Genomic DNA, 17,187 nt, shown 5'->3' with positions numbered 1-17,187 from the left:
AAAAATTTACCCTCCTATTTGATTCATCTTTCTTTTATCTATGTTTTCTTCAATATCTTCATCCATACTATGATGTTCAGGTTTGCTGTATATGGCATTAAAGATAATGTTTTCTAATTCTTCATCAGTTATACCATTTCTTATGATATTTTTCAAATCAATTCCTTTGTTCCAATGGAGACATAATTTTAAAAATCCATCAGGAGTCAGCCTTATTCTATTGCATTTATCACAAAAATTATGGGATAATGGAGCAATGAATCCTATATTTCCTTTGGAAAAACCACTTTTAAAATATTTAGCAGGGCCAGAACCAATTTTTTCATTAACAGGAAATAATTCTCTCTCTTTTTGAATTATTTTAATAACTTCATCATTAGATATAGGAGCGAAGTTTTTCCCTTCTCCAATTGGCATAAGCTCAATAAAACGAATGTCTATTGGATAAGTTTCACTGAATTTGACAAAATCCATAATTTCATTATCATTTTTACCTTTTATAAGGACTATGTTTATTTTTACTCTTTCTATCCCTAATTCTATTGCTTTAAAAATATTTTTAAGAACTTTATCAAGAGATCCTCCTCTTGTAATTTCATTGTATAGAACTGGGTTTAAAGTATCCAAACTTATATTTATTTTTTTTACTTTATTTTTCAAAAGAGATTCAAAATTTTCTCCAAGAAGCAAGCCATTAGTTGTTAAATTTATTTCTTTAATTCCTTCAACAGAACTAATATTTTCTAGTATGTCAGAGAAATTTCTTCTGACTAAAGGCTCTCCTCCAGTAAGACGGATTTTTTTTATTCCAATTTTACTAAAAATCTTTACTACTCTTTTTATCTCTTCAAAAGTGAGAAGTTCTTCTCTTGGAAGAAAGTTCATATTTCTTTCACTCATACAGTATTGGCATCTGAGATTACATCTGTCGGTAATGGAAAGTCTCAAGTATTCTATTTCTCTTCCTATTTTATCTATCATAATATTCCCTCATTTTCTAAAAAAGTAACTGTTATATTTTCATTATATCATAACATACTTTTGAGAATTTTATAAAAATAATTTTGATTGACAATAACTGGATTCTGGATTATCCTTTAAATAAAAGAATTTAAAAAATATAAGGAAGAGAATGACTATGGAAAAAGTAAATGACATCATTGTAGTAAGAGGTGGAGGAGATATAGCCAGTGGAGCTATCCAAAAACTTCACAGAAGCGGATTCAGAGTTCTTGTCTTAGAAATAGAAAAACCATCAGCAATCAGAAGGAAAGTAGCTTTTTGTGAAGCTGTTTATGAAAAAAATATTGAAATAGAAGGTATAAGAGCTCAGTGTGCAGCAACAGAGGAAGAGGTAAGAAATTGCTGGGAAAAAGATATAATTCCAGTAATGATTGATTCAAGAGGGAAAAGTATAGAAATATTTAAACCAATAGCAGTTGTTGATGGAATACTTGCCAAGAAAAATTTTGGAACTAAAAGAAGTATGGCACCAATAACTGTAGCTTTAGGACCGGGATTCTCTGCTCCAGAAGATGTAGATGTAGTTATAGAGACTATGAGAGGGCATAATTTGGGGAGGCTTATTATGGAAGGAACAGCAAGTGCCAATACTGGAATTCCTGGAATAATAGCTGGAATAGGAAAAGAAAGAGTAATCTACAGCGAATTTAATGGCTACATCAAAAATATAGAAAAAATTGGAAGTGTTGTAGAAAAAGGGGATATAATTGCTGTAGTAGAGGAAAATTATATTTATTCTCCAATTTCAGGAGTTTTAAGAGGAATAATAAGAGATGGATATAAAGTAACAGAAGGTTTGAAAATAGCAGATGTAGATCCAAGAATAGAGGAAAAAGAAAATTGTTTTACAATTTCGGATAAAGCCAGAAATATAGGTGGAGCTGTATTAGAAGCTGTTCTTTATTTAAGAAAGATAAAGGGAGTATAATATATGGAAGATAAAATATTAAATGAAATATCTAAAAGAACATCTCAGGGGAAAAAAGCAGCATTGGTTATGATAACAGAAGCTATTGGTTCGACTCCTCGTAAATCAGGAGCTATAATGGGGGTATTTGAAGAGGATATCATAGGGACTATAGGTGGAGGAAGTATAGAATATAAAGTTATTCAAACAGCTAGAGAGCTTATGAAGAGTGGAGAAAGTCAAGAATTTTCATATAATCTGACAACTGATGATGAGCTTCGTATGAATTGTGGTGGAAGTATGAAAGGATTTATAAAAATTTTTTCCCCTTCTCCTAAACTATTGATATGCGGGGCAGGTCATATTGGTCAAAAACTTTTTAATATAGGTAAAAATCTTGAATTTGATATAAAAATAATAGATGACAGAGAAGAACTGAAAATAGATGTACCTGAACTTACTTTAGGGAATTTTGATGAGATACTTACAAATGAAGAAATAACTGAAAATACTTATATAGTTATAGCTACAAGAGGTCATGTACTTGATGAAAAAGTGCTTGATTTAGTAAAAAATAGAGGAGCTAAATATATAGGAATAATAGGGAGTAAAAGAAAAATAACAAATTTAAAAGAAAACCTTGAAAAAAATTCTAAAATCAGAGATAATATATATGCGCCTATAGGACTAAAAATCTCTAACGGAACACCAGAAGAGATTGCAATTGAGATACTTGCTGAGATATTGCAGGTAAAAAATGGAGGAGAATTAGTACATAGGTCACTTTTTTAAATTAAAGGGCATTAATATGTCATCATATTAAAATAAAAAATATTTAGGAGGAAAAACCAATGAAAAAAATAATTCACACTGAAAAAGCACCTGCTGCTTTAGGACCATACTCACAAGCTATTGAAGTTAATGGAACTCTTTATGTATCTGGACAAATTCCATTTGTTCCTGAAACAATGACTGTAGTTTCTGACTGCGTAAAAGCTCAAACTAAACAATCTCTAGAAAATATCAAAGCTATACTTGAAGCTGCTGGATATACTTTTAAAGATGTAGTAAGAGCTGGAGTGTTCATTAAAGATATGAACGATTTCGCAGCTGTAAACGAAGTTTATGCTGAATATCTTGGAGATGTAAAACCTGCAAGAGCATGTGTAGAAGTTGCTAGACTTCCAAAAGATGTAAAAGTTGAAATAGAAGTTATTGCTGTAAAATAGTAATACATAATTAAAATGGGGAGAGATTCAACAGTTGGATTTCCTCCATTTTTTTATGTCTAAAAATCTTGGTTTTATGTAGAATAAAAAATACAAATGTGTTAAAATGAAGTGTATACAATAAAGGGGGAGATTTTTAATGTTAAAAGAGCTTTTAACCAGTCAATTTATTATTTTAGCCTGCTTATGTTTTGTAGGAGCATTTATTGATTCGGTAGCAGGAGGAGGGGGCTTGATTTCACTGCCAGCTTACTTAGCATCAGGATTGCCGCCTCATATTGCTTTAGGAACAAATAAGTTATCTGGATTTTTTTCTGGGGTAGGAAGCAGTGTGAACTATGCAAGGTCAGGAAAAGTCAATTGGAATCTTATGAAAAAATTGGCTCCATTTTCTTTTGTAGGAGCATTTATTGGAGTAAAAATTATAATTGGAACAAAACCTCAATATATTAATTATATAGTATTTACAGCTTTAATAGTGGTACTTGCCTATACATTGACTAATAAAAAAATGGGTCATGAAAGTACATTCACAGGTCTGACTAAATCAAATGTTACAAAGGGAATGATAATGGCTTTTGTCATAGGATTCTACAATGGGTTTTTAGGTCCAGGGACAGGGTCATTTTTAGTTTTTTTTATGATGAAAATATTTGGATATGATTTTGTAGAAGCTAACGGAGACTCTAAAATTTTAAATTTAATAGGAAATTTTACAAGCCTTTTAGTATTTGGAATCAGTGGGAAAGTATATTTTCTTTATGGGATACCAATTTCAATAATAATGCTTTTAGGAGCTCAATGTGGTTCAAGGTGTGCTATAAGTAAAGGAAGCAGATTTATAAAGCCAGTGTTCCTTACTGTGACTACAGTGACTGCTTTAAAAATGTTAAAAGAAATGTTTTAAAATATTAAATACGTTGACAAAGATTTCAAAATAGATTAAAATTTAATAAATGAATAAAGCTATGTGAATGGAGAGGCTTAGGGTAATTTTCTTATAGAAATATGAGGGAATTATTTTGAGCTTTTTTTAATAAAAATTCAGGAGGTAAATTTTATGAAAAAAATGATTAACAAACCAGAGAACATTGTAGAAGAAATGGTTAGTGGAATGCTTAAAGCTTATCCAGAATATCTGGAAAGAGTAGAAGATTTACCAGTAATAGTGAGAAAAGATAAGAAAGTGGGAAAAACAGCTTTAATTAGTGGAGGAGGAAGCGGACACGAGCCTTCACATGCTGGATTTGTTGGTTATGGAATGTTGGATGGAGCAGTAGCTGGAGAAGTATTTACATCACCTAGTGCTGACAAAGTTTATGAAGCAATAAAAGCTGTAAATAGTGGAGCTGGAGTTTTGTTGATAATAAAAAACTATAGTGGAGATGTAATGAATTTTGAAATGGCAGCTGAAATGGCTGCAATGGAAGAAATAGAAGTAAAAAAAATAGTAGTTGATGATGATATCGCTGTAGAAAATAGTACATATACTGTGGGAAGAAGAGGAATAGCAGGAACAGTTTTAGTACATAAAATGGTTGGAGCAGCAGCAGAAAAAGGATATTCTCTGGGAGAGCTGGAAGCTTTAGGGAACAAGGTTATTGGAAGAACGAAAACATTGGGAATGGCATTAGAACCATGCATGGTGCCAACTACTGGAAAATTAAGCTTTGAATTAGCAGATGATGAGGTAGAAATTGGACTTGGAATTCATGGAGAGCCAGGAACACACAGAGAAAAAATTCAGCCAGCAGATGTTCATGTAGATCATATTTTAGAGAAAATATTTAAGGAATCTGATTTAAAAGAAAATGATGAAGTTGCAGTATTAATAAATGGACTTGGAGAAACTACTTTAATGGAACTTTTTATAATTAACAACAGAGTAGCTCAAGTATTAGAAGAAAAAAACATTAAAGCAGTTGATACAATTGTTGGGAACTATATGACATCTTTAGATATGGGTGGCTTTTCAATCACTTTAACAAAATTAGATAATGAAATGAAAGAACTTTTAAAAGCTAAAGCTGATACTCCAGCATTTAAAAGATTTTAGGAGATGGAAAATATGGAACTATTAAAAATAATAAAAAAAGTAAGTGAAAAAATAATTGAAAATAAAGATTACCTTACAGAGCTGGATAGAGAAATAGGTGATGGGGATCATGGTGTAAATCTTGCCAGAGGATTTGAAAAGGTAGAAAAAGAACTTCCAACTATGGAAACTCTAAAGCCTTTTGAAATATTGAATAAAATGGCAATGCTACTGGTATCTAATGTGGGAGGAGCATCAGGAGCACTATATGGAACCGCTTTAATGAAAGGAGCAGCTTATATTAAAACTAAAGAAGAAATGACTCCAGAAGTAATAGCTGAAACATGGAGTGAAATGATAAAGGGAATAGAAATGAGAGGAAAGGCTGTATTGGGAGAAAAGACTATGCTTGATACTCAAATTCCTGCTTATGAAGCTTTTAAAATAAAAGCTGATGCTGGAGCAAATGTCAAAGAATGTTTTGAATTTGCAGAGCTTAAAGCAAAATCTGGAATGGAATCTACAAAAGATATAGCTGCTACTAAAGGAAGAGCAAGCTATCTTGGAGAAAGAAGTATAGGACATCTTGATCCAGGAGCTGTCTCATCATATTTAATTATAAAAACTATAAATGATGAATTGAAAGGATAGTGATTATTGTGGTAGGAATGGTAATTGTATCTCATAGTAAAAAACTTGCTCATGAAATAATTGAATTATGCAATGAAATGAAAAAATATGATTTTCCTGTTATAAATGGAAGTGGAACAACAGGAGATCATTTAGGATCAGACCCTATGATTATAAAAGAAGCTATTGAAAATGCCTATTCAGAAGATGGAGTTCTAATATTTGGTGATATAGGGAGTTCAATTTTGAATAGTGAAATGGCTATGGAATTTTTGGATGCAGAATATGACAGAGCTAAAATAAAAATAGCTGATGCCCCTATAGTAGAGGGGACTCTTATAGCAATGGCTATAAATGATGGGAAAACTTCTTTAGAAGAAATATTAGAAGAACTAAAAGACTTAAAGAATTTTAATAAAGTTTAAATTTTTTCATACTTTCATTAATTCATATTTTTAAAATTTATGATTTTATATAAATAACTATATTAAAATAAAAAATCTCTCTTAGAATTAATTCGATTTCTAAAAGAGATTTTTATTTTGCTTTATAAATTTTAATTATTTACTTTCAGCTATTTCTTTAACTTTCACATAATCTACTTTTCCAGTACCGAGTAAAGGCAGCTTATCTACTGTAACAATTTTTTTAGGAACCCATAATTCGCTGTAAAGTTTTTCTTTAAAATAGTTTAACATTTCTTTTGAGTTAATATCATTTTTTTCTGTGACTAAAACTAATTGTTCCCCTTTCTTTTCATCAGGAATAGCAGTAACAGCACTAGGAAAATCTTTGATATATCCATTTATTATATCTTCTACAGCAGTAAGAGAGACCATCTCTCCAGCTATTTTAGCAAATCTTTTAGCTCTTCCCAAAATAGTAACAAATTTATTTTCATCAATATCTACAATATCTCCAGTATCATACCATCCACCTTCTGGCTGAACTATTTTTCCATCTTTCAAGTAACCAAGCATGATATTTTTTCCTTTTATCCATAGTCTTCCACCTTTTTCTATTCCCGGAATAGCTTCCAGCTTATATTCTATATCAGGTAAAAGTCTTCCTACACTGCCTCTTTTTTGATACATAGGAGTATTTACGGCGATAACAGGACTGGCTTCTGTTACTCCATATCCTTCTAAAACTCTTACACCAAATCTTTCCATCCATTGATAGTAAGTAGAATCTTTTAATTTCTCTGCTCCTACCATAGCATATTTTATATTATAGAAGTCATAAGGATTAGCTTGTTTAGCATATCCATTGAAGAATGTATCTGTTCCGCATAAAATTGTAGCATTGGAATCATAGACTAATTCTGGAACTATTTTGTAATGTACAGGAGAAGGATAGAAAAATACCTTTATCCCTGAAAGCAATGGCAGGATAGTTCCAACTCCAAGTCCAAATGAATGGAACATAGGAAGAGCATTAAACATAATATCCTGACTTGTAAATGAGAATAATGAACTCATTTGGAATCTGTTAGCCTGTAAATTTTCATGGCTTAAAAGTACAGCTTTTGGAACTCCTTCTGATCCTGATGTAAAAAGAATAGTACAAGGGTCATTAGAGCTAGTTTGAGGAACTTTCTTTAAAAGATAATTAAAGAAACCAGATAATTTTGTAGCTATATTTATCTTTGACTGAAATTCCTCAAGATAGATAATTTTTACCCCATTTTTCTCTAAAGTATCAATAAGATCTTCTAATTGGAGCATCTCTATCATTCTTTTAGCTGTAAGAACTGTTGATATTTCAGCAGTTTTTATACATGATAATATTTGACTTTTTCCCTGAGTAAAATTAATCATAGCAGGAATCTTGGCAGCACATTGCAGTCCAAAGAATACCAGAGCATTTATTACAGAATTTGGAAGAATCAAACCAATATTTTTTTCTTTAAAATTCCTTTTTACAGCTTCTCCAATAACATATGATTTTAATATGAAATTTTTATAACTCATAGGCTGTCTGGAAATATCTTCTGCAATCATATGTTTTTTACCATGTATTTTAACTGCATTCAGCAATGATTTGAAAATATTTTCTTTTACAGGAGAAGATTTAAAAATCATAGAAGTCATAATTTCATAAAGCTGATCTCCTATTTTTTCTCTTTTTGCACTTCCTTTATCTTCTTCAGATAATTTTATCTTAGTAGGAGGAAGTATTGTAATTTTTATTCTAGGGAAAAACTTAGTTTTAAATTTAGTTTTTAAATATGAAAACTTTGAATACTGAGCACCATCTATTCTGATTGGGAGAATGTTGGCATTGGCTTTTAAAGCCACTACTCCAGCTCCTTCATATACTTTCATCAGAGAACCTGTTACAGTTATTCTGCCCTCTGGGAATATGATACATTTTTCATTATTTTTTAATTCATTAATAAGATTTTTTAATGCTAAAGGGTTTGTAGGATCAATAGGATAAAGCTTTACTACTGGCTTAAATATTCTGATCCACCATTTTTTAACAATTGTTGTATTAATTGCAAATATCAATTTTTCCGGCATGAAAGAAGCAACAAGCAATCCATCCAGCAAAGAAGTGTGATTTGCTATTATAAGAACTCTTTTTCCAGCTTTTTCATAGTTTTCCAGACCAGTAACCTCCATCTTAAATATAAGAGAGAGAATGCTTTGTGCCATAGATCTTGGAAGAGCGTCAGGAATAATAGTAAGTATGTATAGAGAAACACATAAACATATAATTGATATAAGGAAAAATATATCTGATAAAATAAATCCTATTTTAAACAGTCCAAGAACAACAGCAGAGAAAATTACTATTCCAACAGCATTCATTATATTGTTTCCAGCTATGATAGTAGCCAGATATTTTTTTGGTGCTTTATTTTGTAAAAAAGCATTTAAAGGAACTATATACATACCACCAAAAAAGGCAAGGAAAAATAGAACAAAAGATAATTTTATTCCAGGTAAAGATTTAAAAAATGCAACTGTCCTAATTTGACTTTCAGGAGTGATATAGTCCTTAGTAAAGAGATAAAGGAAAAAAGTGGCAATTCCTATTCCAATAGAACTAAGGGGAACAAATGTAGGATGAACAATTCCTCTCATTACTTTTGTACAAATAAATGTCCCAGCAGCCATACCTAATGAAAAAATAAACATAAATACAGCAACAGCATTTCTTGAAAGCCCTAACAGATCACTGCACATAGGATAGAGCTGTGTAAGGATAACTGCACCAAGTGCCCAGAACCATGAAAGTCCTAAAATAGTTATGTATATACTTCTTATTTCAGATATTTTCTTTAATGTTAATTTTATAGTTTTAAAAATATTAAAGCTCATAGTTAAATCAGGTCTTGGAGCTGGAGCAGAGGGAATCTTAAAACTGCTGAGCATACCAAGAAGAGAGCAAAATACAAGTATTCCAACAGTTATCTCTGGGGAAGTAATATGAGCTCCTAAAATAGTTCCAAGTAATATTGAAAAATATGTAGCTCCATCTATTATGGCATTTCCTTCTATTAATTCGCACTCTTCAAGATGCTGAGGAATAATAGAATATTTAACAGGACCAAAGAAAGCAGACTGTATGCTCATAAAAAATAATATAATGATAAGTCCAGAATAAAACTTAAAGAAAACTGCAATAGCAGTAAGGACCATCAGTATAAATTCTGCACATTTTAAAATTTTAGCAATTTTATCTCTATGATATTTATCAGCTAACTGTCCAGCAGTGGCAGATAAAAAGAAAAAAGGAAGAATAAAGAGAATAGAAATAAAATTCAGCAGCATTCCTTCATGATCTCTATTTAATGTAAGATTATAAGTAATAAAAGCCATAATAGCTGTTTTCAGCATATTGTCATTGAAAGCTCCAAAAAATTGGGTTATAAATAAAGGTAAAAATCTTTTATTTTTTAATAGCATATATCCTCCGAATGTTATAATTTATCTTTAAAATTAGAAATTATAATATTTATAAAGCAAAGCTGTATAGATATCTATTTAAGTATACATTATTTTTTCTTTTTTTCAAAGTATTCTTTTATAAGTATTACGCCTTATTATTTAGAATCTTTTTTCTTAATTTCCAGTCAGGCATATATTTCTCTACAAAATTCCAAAACTCTTTTTGATGATGAGGGTATGGAAGATGTGAAAGTTCATGTAGAACTACATATTCAATAGCTGAAAGAGGCTTTTCTATAAGATGGAGATTGTATGTAATTATTTTTCTTGTAGTATTACAAGAACCCCATCTGCTTTTCATGCTTCTTACTTTTATTTCTTTAGGAAGATATCCAACTTTTTCTCCTGTTTCTACAGTAAGTTTTTCTAAAATGGAAGAGATTTTTTCCCTAAACCATTTCTCAAGAACTTTCTTTTTTTCATCTGCTGATTCAGATTTTTTACAATAAATATATATTTTTTCCTCATCCTGTTCTACAAAATTTTTCTCAGCAGGAATAATTTCTAAAATATATTTTTTTCCAAGATAGAAAATTTCATCACCATTTACATAAGAAATAGGTCTTCTATTAGAATAATATTGGCTGATAGAATTAATTTTTTCAATTATCCATTTTTCTTTCTGCATAATGAGCTGTTCTATATATTTTTGAGGCACTCTTTTAGGTGCAGATACCAATACTTCACCATTTGAATTTATTTTTATTATTATATTTTTTATCTTTTTTCTTGTTACAGTTACTTTAAAATCCATAAAATTCCTTTCTAAAAATAGGTTTTCATTAATTATACCATATAAGAGGCTTCGTTTTTAGTTGATTTTTTTTGGATAATCTTTTATAATGTTGTGTAAGCGATAAAATAATTAGGAGGAAATTTATGTTGCAAAAGCATAAGAGAAACTTTTCGATAATTGCTCATATAGATCATGGTAAATCAACAATAGCAGATAGATTGTTAGAGTTTACAGGAACTGTAACTAAAAGAGAAATGAAAGAGCAGCTTCTTGACTCTATGGATTTGGAAAGAGAAAAGGGAATAACAATAAAAGCTCAAGCAGTTACTTTATACTATAAAGCAAAAGATGGAATAGAATATGAATTAAACCTTATAGATACTCCGGGACATGTGGACTTTATTTATGAGGTATCTAGATCACTGGCAGCTTGTGAAGGAGCTCTTCTGGTAGTAGACGCAGCTCAAGGAGTAGAAGCACAGACACTTGCCAATGTATACTTGGCTATAGAAAATAATCTGGAAGTAGTACCTGTAATTAATAAGATTGACCTTCCAGCAGCTGATCCAGAAAAAGTAAAACATGAAATAGAAGATATAATAGGTCTTCCAGCTGATGACGCTGTAATGTGTTCTGGAAAAACTGGAATAGGAATAGATGACTTACTTGAAGCAATAGTAGCTAAAGTACCAGCTCCAGCATATGATGAAGAAGCTCCATTGAAAGCTTTGATTTTTGACTCTAAATTTGATGATTATAGAGGAGTTATTACATATGTAAAAGTTTTAGATGGATCTATCAAAAAAGGTGACAAGATAAAAATCTGGTCTACAGAAAAAGAATTTGATGTATTAGAAGTTGGAGTATTTTCACCAACTATGAAACCAAAAGATGGACTTACTTCAGGGTCAGTTGGATATATTATTACAGGGGTAAAAACTATTCATGATACAAGAGTAGGGGATACTGTAACTAATGCTAAAGAGCCTTGTATGTTCCCACTTGAAGGATTTAAACCAGCTCAGTCAATGGTTTTTGCTGGGATTTATCCATTATTTACAGATGATTATGAAGATTTGAGAGATGCTCTTGAGAAATTGCAACTAAATGATGCTTCTCTTACATATGTACCAGAAACTTCATTAGCACTGGGGTTTGGATTTAGATGTGGATTCCTTGGTCTTTTACATATGGAAATAATTGTTGAAAGATTGAGAAGAGAGTATGATATAGATCTTATCTCGACTACTCCATCAGTTGAATATAAAGTAAATATGGATAAGGGAAATGTTCTTGTTATAGACAACCCTTGTGAATTTCCAGATCCTGGAAAAGGAAGACTATCTGTAGAAGAGCCTTTCATAAGAGGAAAAGTAATAGTACCAAAAGAATATGTGGGAAATGTAATGGAGCTTTGTCAGGAGAAGAGGGGTATATTTATAGGAATGGACTTTATAGATGATACTAGATCGCTTCTTACTTATGAATTGCCACTTGCTGAAATTGTAATTGACTTCTATGATAAATTGAAATCAAGAACTAAAGGTTATGCTTCATTTGAATATGAACTTGTAGGATATAAGGAATCTGATCTTGTAAAAGTTGATATACTTGTATCTGGAAAACCAGTGGATGCCTTCTCATTTATAGCACACAGAGATGGAGCTTATTCAAGAGGTAGAGCTATCTGTGAAAAGCTTAGAGAAGTTATTCCAAGACAGCAGTTTGAAATACCTATCCAGGCAGCATTGGGATCAAAAGTTATAGCAAGAGAAACTATAAAAGCTTTTAGAAAGAACGTTATAGCTAAATGTTATGGTGGAGATATCACAAGAAAGAAAAAACTTCTTGAAAAGCAAAAAGAAGGAAAGAAAAGAATGAAGAGTATAGGAAATGTTGAAATTCCTCAGGAAGCATTCGTTTCAGTTCTTAAATTAAATGATTAATTAATTGAATAAAAAGAGTCTGGCATCAGCTGGGCTCTTTTTTGAAATAAAGGGGGAGAATACTTTGAATACAGGAAAAGAAATACTGGATAAATTAAATGAATTGAGCAAGATAAGTGAGCCTTCTAAAGGGGTAACAAGATTGTATTTAACAAAAGAATATTTAGAGGCTAGAGATATTATAGAAGGTTGGATGAAAGAAGCAGGGCTTGCAACTAAAATAGATGGAGTAGGAAATCTTATTGGAGAATATAAAAGCCAAAATCCAAAGGCAAAAACTCTTGTGTTGGGATCACATCAGGATAGTGTAGAAGATGGTGGAAAATTTGATGGAATATTAGGGGTAATACTTCCAATAGTATGTATAAAAAATCTTCTTAAAGAACATGGAGAATTAAACTGTAATGTAAAAATAATATCATTTGCATATGAAGAAGGAACTACATATGGAGCAGCCTGTTTAACAAGTAAAGCAGTGGCTGGGACTTTTAAAGAATATCTTTTAGAATTGGAATACAGAGGTAAAAAACTTAGAGATGCTATGAAGGAATGTGGTTTTGATCCTGAAAAAATGGATGAATGTAAAATGAAAAAAGAAGAGATAGACACTTTTTTAGAGATTCATATAGAGCAGGGGCCAGTACTTGAATTTGAAAATCTTGTAGTAGGGATAGTAACTGCTATTCAATCATGCAACAGATATCTTGTAAATATAAAGGGACAGGCAGGACATTCTGGTACTATACCCATGAAAATGAGAAAAGATGCTGGAACTGCAATGGCTGAAATAATATATAAAAGTACAAAACTTGCAGAAGAGCTTGGAGAGATGGTGTTAACATTTGGGAAAGTATCTGTTCTCCCAGGAGCAGTAAATGTAATACCAGGAGAAGCAGAATTTACTATTGATATAAGAGCTATGAAAAACACTATTTTAGTAGATACTATGGAAAAAATAGAAAATATTATAAAAGAAACAGTTGAAAGAAGAGGAATGTCATACTCTATTGAAATGACAAATAAAATAATGGAAACAGCTTGCAGTCCATCAGTGATGGAAGCTTTGGAGAAAAGTTTTATAAGACAGAATATTCCTGTTTTTAAACTTCCAAGCGGTGCAGGGCATGATGCTCAGGAGATGGCAAATATTGCTGAAATGGGAATGCTTTTTGTAAGATGTGTAGATGGAATAAGCCATAATGCAGTGGAGGATGTCAGAGAAAAAGACTTAGATATAGCTGGAAATATAATTATGGACTATATATATAATTTTTAGAATTTAGCAAATAAAAAATACAGGTGACTAAAAAGCGGAATTAAATTTCCAGTAATCTTAAGAAGTAGTAATTCTAACTTCTGTAATTACTGAGTTACAACATTAAAATTGTTGCACTCCTTGCAGGTCACCTGTATTTTTTATAGTTTTTATTTTTTCTTTTTTTTATGAAGTTTGCTGTATAAATTCCATCTATCATGGAACCACATCCATTGTTCTGGATATTCTCTTATTACTTCTTCCATTTTACTTATGAGAAGCTGTGTATTTACCTGTACATCTTCTTTAAAATTATCTGTTTTAATAAACTCTACCTGCTCTACAACTTTTACTGTAGAAGAATTATCTTCATGCATAACATTGTATCCCCAGACAAATGGAATATCATATTTCAGTGCAAGAGAAACTGCTCCAGTAGGTGCTTTAGTGGTTTCACCAAAGAAAGTAACAGTAGCTCCTTTATCTCTATGGTCGCTAAATAAAGCGATAATTCCTTTATTATTAAGTCTTTCTATAAGTTCTCTGCTTGTTCTTTTGCTCTTTTTTAGAATTGTAAGATTCAGATCATTTTTTCTGCTTTCAGTTATAAATTTATCAAGATATGGATTTCTCTGTTTTTTAGCAACAGTAGTAATATCATATCCCTCTCCAGCTTTTACAGTAGCTTCCATATTACCAAGATGGAGTGTTGAAACTACAACACCTTTATTTTCAGCAGCAGCTTTGTGCAGAATTTCTACATTTTCTATAATTACTCTGCCAGGATCATGAAGATATTTTCCAAACCATAAAGTACATAAGAAAGCTTTCAGCATTATTTTAAAAGATTCAAGAGCAATTCTCTCTCTCTCTTTTTCAGTTTTTTCTGGAAAAGCAAGTTTAAGATTAGCAAGAGCGATTTCTCTTCTTTTTTTTACTACATGGTATCCCAACCAACCTAAAAATTCTGCAAATTTAAATCTGGCATTTTCAGGGAAAAGAAGAAGAATAAATCTAAAAAACATGATTATCCAATATTGTATTCTATATATCATAAAGTTATCTCCTATATAAAAATTGTTCTTTTAGCAGAAACATTATAACACAAAAAATCAAAATTTGGTATTATAATTGCTTAGAATAAGTTCATATGTTATAATTTTAGAGAAAATAGAAATAAAAAAATAATTAAAATCATAGAGGTGAAGTAATGAAAATAGGTATAATTGGTGCAATGAATGAGGAAGTAGTAGAGTTAAAAGCAGTAATGAGTGACATAAAATCTGAAAATATGGGGAATCTTGAATTTTTTGATGGAAAACTTTTAGGAAAAGATGTAATATTAGTTGAAGGTGGAATAGGAAAAGTAAATGCAGCTATTTGTGCTACACTTATGATAAATCATTTCAAAGTGGACAAAGTACTTTTTACAGGAGTAGCAGGAGGAGTAAATCCAGATATTAACATAGGAGATATAGTTATAGGGAATGATCTCATAGAGCATGACTTTGACAGTACAGCTTTTGGATATGAACTTGGACAAATACCAAGAATGGATACTTATATATTCAAAGCAGATCAGCAGTTAATCGATATAGCTTGTGATGTAGCAGAAAAAGAATTTGGAAAATCTAAAGTGTGTGTAGGACGTATAGTAAGCGGAGACGAATTTGTTGCATCAGTAGAAAGAATTAAATGGTTAAGAGATACATTTAAAGCTGATTGTACAGAGATGGAAGGAGCAGCAGTGGCTCATGTATGTCATGTTTTCAATATGCCTTTTCTTATCATAAGAGCAATATCGGACAAAGCTAACCATGATGCAAAAGTTGATTTCCCTGAATTTGTAAAATTGGCAGCTAAAAATTCAAAAACTATAATAGAAGGTATTTTGAATAGACTTTAATGAAGTTATTGGAGAGATGAAAATGGATATAAATGAATTATTAGATGAACTCTATTCATACTCAATGCATGGAATAAAATTAGGCTTGGAAAATATAAAAAAAATATGTGAAGAATTAGGAAATCCACAGGATTCTTATAAAATAATTCATATAGCAGGAACTAATGGAAAAGGGTCAACAGCTACAACTTTAGAAACTATACTGCTTGAAGCAGGTTATAGTGTAGGAAAATATACTTCTCCACATATATTGAAATTTAATGAAAGAATAAGAGCAGACAGAGAAGATATATCTGATGAAGATATAGCACATTATTATGAAGAAGTGAAGAAAGCTGTAGAAAATGCAGGAGTGAAACCTACATTTTTTGAAGTGACAACTGCTATGATGTTCAAATATTTTCAAGATAAAAAAGTAGATTATGTAGTGCTTGAAACTGGTATGGGAGGAAGATTTGACGCTACTAATATTACAAAAGCAGAGCTATGTATAATAACTAATGTAACTTTAGACCATACAGAATATTTAGGAGATACTATCTATAAAATTGCCAGAGAAAAAGCAGGAATAATAAAAGAGTGTCCTAAAGTAATAGTGGCAGACAGCGATAGTGAATTTTTGAAAGCTATAAATGAAGAAAAAGTAGAAGTGATTAATGTTTTAGAAAAATATAAAAATGCTGAAGAGAAACTTGACTTTGAAAGATTTATAACAGAGATAAAAATAGATGAAGATATTTTTGAATTTTCTCTATTTGGAGATTATCAATTTAAAAATTTTCTTTGTGCCTATGAAGCAGCGTTGGAATTAGGAATAGCTAAAGAAATAATAAAAGAAGCCAGTAAAAAAGTAATATGGCAGTGCAGATTTGAGAGATACAGCACTAATCCTCTTGTAGTATTAGATGGAGCTCATAATCCTGATGGAATGATGGAGCTGAAAAAAGTGGTTGAAAAAGGATATAAACCAGAAGAGGTAGCAGCTATAGTATCTATATTGAAAGATAAAGATGTAAAAAGTATGCTGGAAATATTAAAAAGTGTTTCTTCTACTTTGATATTAACATCTCTTGCTGAGAATCCAAGAGGAACTTCTGGAGATGAAATATATAATCAGCTTTCAGATACAAAAGGATGCAGTGTAGAAAATGATTTGATGAAAGCTTATAAAAATGCTTTAGCTATGAATAAAAAAATAATTCTTATATGTGGATCATTTTATCTTTTAAGTAAATTTAAAGAGGAAATAAATGAGTAGAAAAAGAAGTACTTTAGGAATTTTAATAAAGGTTTCATTGTTAGGAGCTTTTATATTTTATGAGCACAAGATGTATGAGGAATATAAGAGAAGTAAGAAAAATATTGAATATAGTCAGAAAATTATCAATAAGGAAGTAAGAGATTCTTTTTTATTGAGAAAAGATAATTTCTATTTAGATAAAGATTATCAAAAAGATTTTGACAAACTAAAAAAAACTGTACCTGAAAATGAAATACCAGAAGAATTTCAAGGGGGAATAGTCTTTGAATAGAGTTAGAAAATATAAAGAAAGTATTATTG

The 17,187-nt window shown here is 30.8% G+C and carries 16 protein-coding genes; 12 read left to right on the top strand and 4 right to left on the bottom strand.

The window, feature by feature from the left end:
• Positions 1-6: 6 nt before the first annotated feature.
• Entirely contained in the window at positions 7-981 is a 975-nt protein-coding gene (gene moaA, locus C4N20_RS15360) for a GTP 3',8-cyclase MoaA (RefSeq protein ID WP_005982305.1), read from the bottom strand.
• Between the two features lie 157 nt (positions 982-1,138).
• Here moaA and yqeB point away from each other — a divergent pair, with 157 nt between their 5' ends.
• The 7 genes from yqeB (at position 1,139) to dhaM (ending at position 6,249) form a co-directional block, all read left to right on the top strand.
• The gene (yqeB, locus tag C4N20_RS15355) at positions 1,139-1,951 is read left to right on the top strand and encodes a selenium-dependent molybdenum cofactor biosynthesis protein YqeB (RefSeq protein WP_035959907.1); all 813 of its coding nucleotides are present in this window, start codon (positions 1,139-1,141) and stop codon (positions 1,949-1,951) included.
• Positions 1,952-1,954: 3 nt separating this feature from the next.
• Positions 1,955-2,722, top strand: coding sequence for an XdhC family protein (locus tag C4N20_RS15350; protein ID WP_005982309.1), 768 nt, complete (start codon positions 1,955-1,957; stop codon positions 2,720-2,722).
• A 59-nt stretch (positions 2,723-2,781) separates the two neighbouring features.
• Complete coding sequence (locus C4N20_RS15345; protein ID WP_005982311.1) at positions 2,782-3,159, top strand: RidA family protein; 378 nt, start codon at positions 2,782-2,784, stop codon at positions 3,157-3,159.
• A gap of 139 nt (positions 3,160-3,298) precedes the next feature.
• Positions 3,299-4,066 (top strand): sulfite exporter TauE/SafE family protein, encoded by a 768-nt coding sequence (locus tag C4N20_RS15340; RefSeq protein ID WP_005982314.1) that lies wholly within the window; start codon positions 3,299-3,301, stop codon positions 4,064-4,066.
• A 153-nt stretch (positions 4,067-4,219) separates the two neighbouring features.
• On the top strand, positions 4,220-5,215 hold the full coding sequence (gene dhaK, locus C4N20_RS15335) for a dihydroxyacetone kinase subunit DhaK (protein WP_005982315.1): 996 nt from the start codon (positions 4,220-4,222) through the stop codon (positions 5,213-5,215).
• A 12-nt stretch (positions 5,216-5,227) separates the two neighbouring features.
• Positions 5,228-5,845: a dihydroxyacetone kinase subunit DhaL gene (gene dhaL / locus C4N20_RS15330; RefSeq protein WP_005982317.1), complete on the top strand. Its 618-nt coding sequence runs from the start codon at positions 5,228-5,230 to the stop codon at positions 5,843-5,845.
• An 8-nt stretch (positions 5,846-5,853) separates the two neighbouring features.
• Complete coding sequence (gene dhaM, locus C4N20_RS15325; protein WP_035959905.1) at positions 5,854-6,249, top strand: dihydroxyacetone kinase phosphoryl donor subunit DhaM; 396 nt, start codon at positions 5,854-5,856, stop codon at positions 6,247-6,249.
• A 135-nt stretch (positions 6,250-6,384) separates the two neighbouring features.
• Here the strand turns inward: dhaM and C4N20_RS15320 are convergent, their stop codons facing one another.
• Both C4N20_RS15320 and C4N20_RS15315 read right to left on the bottom strand, forming a co-directional pair.
• Complete coding sequence (locus tag C4N20_RS15320; protein WP_005982320.1) at positions 6,385-9,741, bottom strand: acyl-[ACP]--phospholipid O-acyltransferase; 3,357 nt, start codon at positions 9,739-9,741, stop codon at positions 6,385-6,387.
• Positions 9,742-9,868: 127 nt separating this feature from the next.
• Positions 9,869-10,537: a M48 family metallopeptidase gene (locus C4N20_RS15315; RefSeq protein ID WP_005982322.1), complete on the bottom strand. Its 669-nt coding sequence runs from the start codon at positions 10,535-10,537 to the stop codon at positions 9,869-9,871.
• Positions 10,538-10,662: 125 nt separating this feature from the next.
• Between C4N20_RS15315 and lepA the strand changes: the two genes are divergently transcribed.
• Positions 10,663-12,465: a translation elongation factor 4 gene (lepA, locus tag C4N20_RS15310; protein WP_005982323.1), complete on the top strand. Its 1,803-nt coding sequence runs from the start codon at positions 10,663-10,665 to the stop codon at positions 12,463-12,465.
• Between the two features lie 64 nt (positions 12,466-12,529).
• A complete protein-coding gene (locus tag C4N20_RS15305; RefSeq protein WP_005982325.1) occupies positions 12,530-13,741 on the top strand; it encodes a M20 family metallo-hydrolase in 1,212 nt (403 codons plus the stop codon).
• 149 nt (positions 13,742-13,890) lie between these two features.
• Here C4N20_RS15305 and C4N20_RS15300 read toward each other — a convergent pair whose 3' ends face one another.
• Positions 13,891-14,775 carry a lysophospholipid acyltransferase family protein gene (locus C4N20_RS15300; RefSeq protein WP_005982327.1) on the bottom strand — a complete coding sequence of 295 codons (885 nt, stop codon included), beginning with the start codon at positions 14,773-14,775 and terminating at the stop codon, positions 13,891-13,893.
• Positions 14,776-14,930: 155 nt separating this feature from the next.
• Between C4N20_RS15300 and C4N20_RS15295 the strand changes: the two genes are divergently transcribed.
• The 3 genes from C4N20_RS15295 to C4N20_RS15285 are packed head-to-tail and all read left to right on the top strand — an operon-like array spanning position 14,931 to position 17,158.
• Positions 14,931-15,626, top strand: coding sequence for a 5'-methylthioadenosine/adenosylhomocysteine nucleosidase (locus tag C4N20_RS15295; RefSeq protein ID WP_005982329.1), 696 nt, complete (start codon positions 14,931-14,933; stop codon positions 15,624-15,626).
• A gap of 22 nt (positions 15,627-15,648) precedes the next feature.
• Positions 15,649-16,884: a bifunctional folylpolyglutamate synthase/dihydrofolate synthase gene (locus C4N20_RS15290; RefSeq protein ID WP_005982330.1), complete on the top strand. Its 1,236-nt coding sequence runs from the start codon at positions 15,649-15,651 to the stop codon at positions 16,882-16,884.
• The gene (locus tag C4N20_RS15285; RefSeq protein ID WP_005982332.1) at positions 16,877-17,158 is read left to right on the top strand and encodes a hypothetical protein; all 282 of its coding nucleotides are present in this window, start codon (positions 16,877-16,879) and stop codon (positions 17,156-17,158) included. The genes C4N20_RS15290 and C4N20_RS15285 overlap by 8 nt, the downstream gene beginning before the upstream one ends.
• Positions 17,159-17,187: the final 29 nt, after the last annotated feature.

The sequence above is a fragment of the Fusobacterium ulcerans genome (genome assembly GCF_003019675.1).
GTDB lineage: Bacteria > Fusobacteriota > Fusobacteriia > Fusobacteriales > Fusobacteriaceae > Fusobacterium_A > Fusobacterium_A ulcerans.
The sequence above is the reverse complement of the archived record's forward strand: the minus strand, read 5'-3'. Positions and strand labels throughout refer to the sequence as shown.

Excerpts from the sequence above, each read along its gene's own strand:
- moaA (WP_005982305.1), bottom strand. The coding sequence starts at position 981 with ATGATAGATAAAATAGGAAGAGAAATAGAATACTTGAGACTTTCCATT.
- yqeB (WP_035959907.1), top strand. The coding sequence starts at position 1,139 with ATGGAAAAAGTAAATGACATCATTGTAGTAAGAGGTGGAGGAGATATA.
- C4N20_RS15350 (WP_005982309.1), top strand. The coding sequence starts at position 1,955 with ATGGAAGATAAAATATTAAATGAAATATCTAAAAGAACATCTCAGGGG.
- C4N20_RS15345 (WP_005982311.1), top strand. The coding sequence starts at position 2,782 with ATGAAAAAAATAATTCACACTGAAAAAGCACCTGCTGCTTTAGGACCA.
- C4N20_RS15340 (WP_005982314.1), top strand. The coding sequence starts at position 3,299 with ATGTTAAAAGAGCTTTTAACCAGTCAATTTATTATTTTAGCCTGCTTA.
- dhaK (WP_005982315.1), top strand. The coding sequence starts at position 4,220 with ATGAAAAAAATGATTAACAAACCAGAGAACATTGTAGAAGAAATGGTT.
- dhaL (WP_005982317.1), top strand. The coding sequence starts at position 5,228 with ATGGAACTATTAAAAATAATAAAAAAAGTAAGTGAAAAAATAATTGAA.
- C4N20_RS15320 (WP_005982320.1), bottom strand. The coding sequence starts at position 9,741 with ATGCTATTAAAAAATAAAAGATTTTTACCTTTATTTATAACCCAATTT.
- C4N20_RS15315 (WP_005982322.1), bottom strand. The coding sequence starts at position 10,537 with ATGGATTTTAAAGTAACTGTAACAAGAAAAAAGATAAAAAATATAATA.
- lepA (WP_005982323.1), top strand. The coding sequence starts at position 10,663 with ATGTTGCAAAAGCATAAGAGAAACTTTTCGATAATTGCTCATATAGAT.
- C4N20_RS15300 (WP_005982327.1), bottom strand. The coding sequence starts at position 14,775 with ATGATATATAGAATACAATATTGGATAATCATGTTTTTTAGATTTATT.
- C4N20_RS15295 (WP_005982329.1), top strand. The coding sequence starts at position 14,931 with ATGAAAATAGGTATAATTGGTGCAATGAATGAGGAAGTAGTAGAGTTA.
- C4N20_RS15290 (WP_005982330.1), top strand. The coding sequence starts at position 15,649 with ATGGATATAAATGAATTATTAGATGAACTCTATTCATACTCAATGCAT.
- C4N20_RS15285 (WP_005982332.1), top strand. The coding sequence starts at position 16,877 with ATGAGTAGAAAAAGAAGTACTTTAGGAATTTTAATAAAGGTTTCATTG.